Origin of the sequence: Daejeonella sp. (genome assembly GCF_044232565.1) — a bacterium.
Taxonomy (GTDB): Bacteria; Bacteroidota; Bacteroidia; order Sphingobacteriales; family Sphingobacteriaceae; genus Daejeonella.
Genome location: NZ_JBIILQ010000229.1, coordinates 1 through 4388, shown reverse-complemented (window position 1 = coordinate 4388; position 4388 = coordinate 1). Strand labels below are relative to the sequence as shown.

The 4388-nt window shown below is 40.4% G+C and carries 4 protein-coding genes; 1 reads left to right on the top strand and 3 read right to left on the bottom strand.

Annotation, left to right across the window (positions count from 1 at the left end):
- On the top strand, positions 1-298 hold a 298-nt coding region (locus tag ACILQF_RS11005), incomplete at its 5' end, for a methylenetetrahydrofolate reductase (RefSeq protein ID WP_395627457.1).
- A gap of 47 nt (positions 299-345) precedes the next feature.
- Here ACILQF_RS11005 and thrC read toward each other — a convergent pair.
- The 3 genes from thrC to thrA form a co-directional block, all read right to left on the bottom strand.
- The gene (gene thrC / locus ACILQF_RS11000; protein ID WP_395627456.1) at positions 346-1656 is read right to left on the bottom strand and encodes a threonine synthase; all 1311 of its coding nucleotides are present in this window, start codon (positions 1654-1656) and stop codon (positions 346-348) included.
- The gene (locus ACILQF_RS10995) at positions 1656-2591 is read right to left on the bottom strand and encodes a homoserine kinase (RefSeq protein ID WP_395627455.1); all 936 of its coding nucleotides are present in this window, start codon (positions 2589-2591) and stop codon (positions 1656-1658) included. The genes thrC and ACILQF_RS10995 overlap by 1 nt, the downstream gene beginning before the upstream one ends.
- A gap of 4 nt (positions 2592-2595) precedes the next feature.
- Positions 2596-4388: bifunctional aspartate kinase/homoserine dehydrogenase I (gene thrA, locus ACILQF_RS10990; protein ID WP_395627454.1), on the bottom strand; the 1793-nt coding region annotated here is incomplete at its 5' end.

Genomic DNA, 4388 nt, shown 5'->3' with positions numbered 1-4388 from the left:
TGAATTTGTTGACTTATGTCGTAAAAACGGCATCAATGTGCCCATTATTCCGGGATTAAAGCCAATCACTTCATCTAAGCAAATGATTAGCTTGCCGAAAATATTCCACATTGATTTGCCAGAAGATTTAAGTGAGGCGGTAGCAAAATGTAAATCCGAAAAGGAAGTTAGAGAAGTGGGAATTGAACACATGATCGCTCAGTGTAAAGATTTGATCAAAATTGGAGCACCAGTTCTACACTTTTATACAATGAGTAATCCGGGCCCGACGAGAAAAATCGCTGAAGCGATATTTTAAAATATTTACATCAAAAAAGATTTTTACGCGAGCTGTCACTACGTACATTAAATATATCCCAAAAGATAGCTTTTGAATGATTCAAAATCATTTTGAAGGCTAATCCGAATTTGCATTTTATCTTCTAAATCCCTGACTTGTGGCGGAATTTCAATTTCCTCAGCAATCTCCTCCGGAAAAACATCCGGAAACTTACAGGGATGAGCAGTGGATAAGAAAACAGCCGATGATGTATCCTCAGGATTATCGCTCTTCCATTTTTTTACCGCCAAATAAGCAATCGCAGTATGTGGGCACATGATATAGCCATGGTATGCATGAACCTGCTTGATGGCATCCAGAGTTTCCTCATCAGTATAACTATAAGCTGTTAAAACCTTTTTCAGTTCTACCATGTTTCCATCAAAAAGATCCATAATTCGCACCCAATTGCTTGGGTCACCAACATCCATAGCATTCGACCAAGTTTGAACAGATGGTTTTGCCTGATATACACCGGTTTCTAAAAATGATGGAACCGTATCGTTTATATTGGTTGCCGCCAGAAATTGCTTTACAGGTAAGCCCATTTTATAAGCTAGTAAACCGGCAGCGATATTGCCAAAATTACCACTTGGGATTGAGAAAATAACATCTCGTATGCCTCTACGCTGCAATTGGGCATAGGCATAGAAATAGTAAAATGTTTGCGGAATTAACCTCGAAATATTAATCGAATTGGCAGATGTGAGTCGGAAGCGACTTTTCAAATCCTCATCATTAAATGCCTTTTTCACCAGTGCCTGGCAATCATCAAATGTACCATCAATCTCTATGGCACGAATATTTTGTAAATTGGTGGTGAGCTGTAACTCTTGAATCGGACTAACCTTACCCTTTGGATAGAGGATCGTTACCCTTGTATTGGGAACACCCAAAAAACCTAGGGCAACTGCCCCGCCTGTATCTCCGGAAGTAGCCACCAACACATTGAGCTCCTTCTCTCCTTGCTGCATGAAATTGGCCATCACGCGACTCATAAAACGAGCACCGAAATCCTTAAATGCTAATGATGGTCCGTGGAAAAGCTCTAAGACATATATTTTATCAGAAATATCCACAAGGGGAGCATCAAAATTAATTGTTGTACTAACTATTTTTTGAAGTTCATCATCAGGGATTGCTCCATCTAATAATGCCTTCGCGACTTTAAAAGCAATTTCAGATAGGGTATAGGAATGTAAATTTTTAATAAATTCGGCCCCCATTTGCGGAATAATTTCCGGCATATAAAGTCCCTTATCAGCAGGTAAACTATTAAACACCGCCTCCATAAATGTGACTTTCAAGTCCTTGTTATTTGTACTATAAAAATTCATCAGTCTAAAATTATTGGTCCCATGCCATTTATTGGCGACCGATAAGCAATGCTTTCCGTATCCAACCAAAGGAAATGTTTTTGTAATTTTTCATTTATTATTCGGGCATCATCTTCATTTTTAGTGAACGTAAAAACTGAAGGACCGGAACCTGAGATGCCAAAGCTCAAAGCACCATTTTCCATAGCAATTTCACGAAGTTTATAAAAATCAGGAATTAGAATCGACCTAACAGGTTCCACAATTACATCCTGCATGCTTCTAGCGATTAAATCAATGTCTTTCGTGTACAAACCAGCCACCAATCCTGCCACATTGCCCCATTGCGTCACCGCATCTTTAAGAAGAATTTTACTTCGAATAATTTGGCGTGCATCCCGTGTAGGCACATCAATCTGCGGAAAAACGATGGAACAAAAAAGTTCTTCAGGGTAGGGAAGCTGGATAATATCTAGTGGCTCATAGCTTCTAACTAGCACAAAGCCTCCGAGCAAAGCGGGTGCCACATTATCTGCATGACCAAAACCACAAGCCATTTCTTCACCCTTCATGGCAAAGGGCACCAGTTCCATTTTACTTAAAGGACTGTCCATGAGCGTATTTATGGCAAACAATCCGGCAACGGTACTTGCAGAGCTAGATCCTAATCCGCTACCAATAGGCATTTTCTTAAATAATTCAATCTCTACCCCTACCTCTGGTCGGCCGATATGATTAAGATAATGCTGAACGCTTAAACTAACCGTATTTTTTGCCGAATCATAAGGCAAGCGGCCATCATCACCACTAATTTTCGTGATGATTACGCCAGGCTCATCCCTTAGACGCATAATCACCTCATCTCCTGGCGCATTCACGGCAAAGCCAAGCACATCGTATCCACACACCACATTAGCGACTGTTGCGGGAGCAAAAACATTTATTGATCTCTTCATAAATTTAAAAGCTTATAATTTTTGCCCCAACATTTACAATATCCGCAAAAACACCTGCTGCAGTAACCTCCGCACCAGCACCCGGTCCTTTAACTACCATCGGTCTTTCTCTGTATCTTTCAGTTGTAAATGAAATAATATTATCACTTCCCGACAAAGCATAGAAAGGATGAGCATCATCTACCATTTGCAGGCTGATCTTCACTTTGCCATTCTCCAGTTTTCCAATATAGCGCAATACCTTTTTACCATCTTCGGCCTGTTTTTTCATGTTTTCGAAAAAAACATTTTCAGCTTTAAGGGCCAGGTAAAAATCATCAACAGATTCGGCATCAATACAGGATTGGGGAAGCATACTTTCAATATCAACATCCTCTGCTTCAAGCTCATAACCCGCATCACGAGCCAGAATTAGCATTTTACGCATAAAGTCAGTCCCGCGAAGATCATCCCGTGGATCCGGCTCTGTATAACCCTTTTCCTGAGCTTGCTGCACCACATCATGGAAGCTAATATCTCCCTTAAAATTATTAAAAATATAGGAAATCGTACCTGAAAGAATAGATTCGATACTCATAATTTGATCCCCACTTAGCATCAAATCCTTGAGTGTTTTCACGATCGGAAGCCCAGCTCCCACGTTAGTTTCATAAAAATAGTCGACCCCATGCAGCCTTGCTGTATCCCTGAACTGTTTATATTGCGCAAATGACCCAGAGTTTCCAATTTTATTGCAGGTTACGATAGATATGTTCGCGCAAAATATCTCATGATAGAAATCGATGGGTTCTCGACTGGCCGTATTATCGGCAAAGACACAATTGGGGAGGTTCATAGACTTCATTTTTTGGACAAAACTTTTTAAATCAGCCGTTTCACCTTGTTCTTGAAGCTCGCCCGACCAATTTTCAAGCTTAATTCCATCTTCATCTAACAACATTTTTCGAGAATTGCTGATACCTACCACTTTAATTTGCAGACCATTATGCTTTTGCAGAAAATCTTGATGAGCTAGTAATTGCTTAAATAAAGTTGATCCGATATTACCTGTCCCGATACAAAAAAGGTGTAGCGTTTTATTTAAATCCACAAAAAAAGCATCATGGACTGCATTTAGTCCCTTTTTTAGGTCCCCTTTAGAAATTACCACTGAAATATTATACTCCGACGAACCTTGCGCTATAGCCCTCACATTGATCCCATTACGGCCCAATGCATAGAAAAGCTTACCCGATATACCGGGAGTCTGCTTCATATTTTCGCCAACAATGGCTAAAACAGATAAATGATGCTCAAAAACCGGCTCCTCCATTTTTTTAGCCATTAGCTCTAGTTCGAACTCTTGGGTGATTAATTTTTGAGCTTTTTCCGCATCGGAGGGGTGAATAGCAAAGGTGATGCTATGCTCGGAGGAAGATTGCGTAATTAAAATAATATTGATCTGCTCACGTGCTAAAAGTGAGAACAAGCGACCGCTAAAGCCCGCCTTCCCAACCATTCCGCTACCCTCTATATTTATGATACTGATATCATTAATGGATGAGATCCCCTTGATGGTCAAATTTGACTTTTTGCAATCGTGGCGAATGACCGTCCCAAGAAATTCAGGCTCAAAAGTATTGCGAATTACGATGGGGATCTTTTTCAAAAATGCCGGAATCATGGTTGGAGGATAAATCACCTTGGCTCCAAAAAAAGAAAGCTCCATGGCTTCGGTATAGGAGAGTTCAGGTAAGGAAAAGGCCTTTTTCACCATCCTCGGATCGGCGGTCATCATTCCATTTACATCGGTCCAGA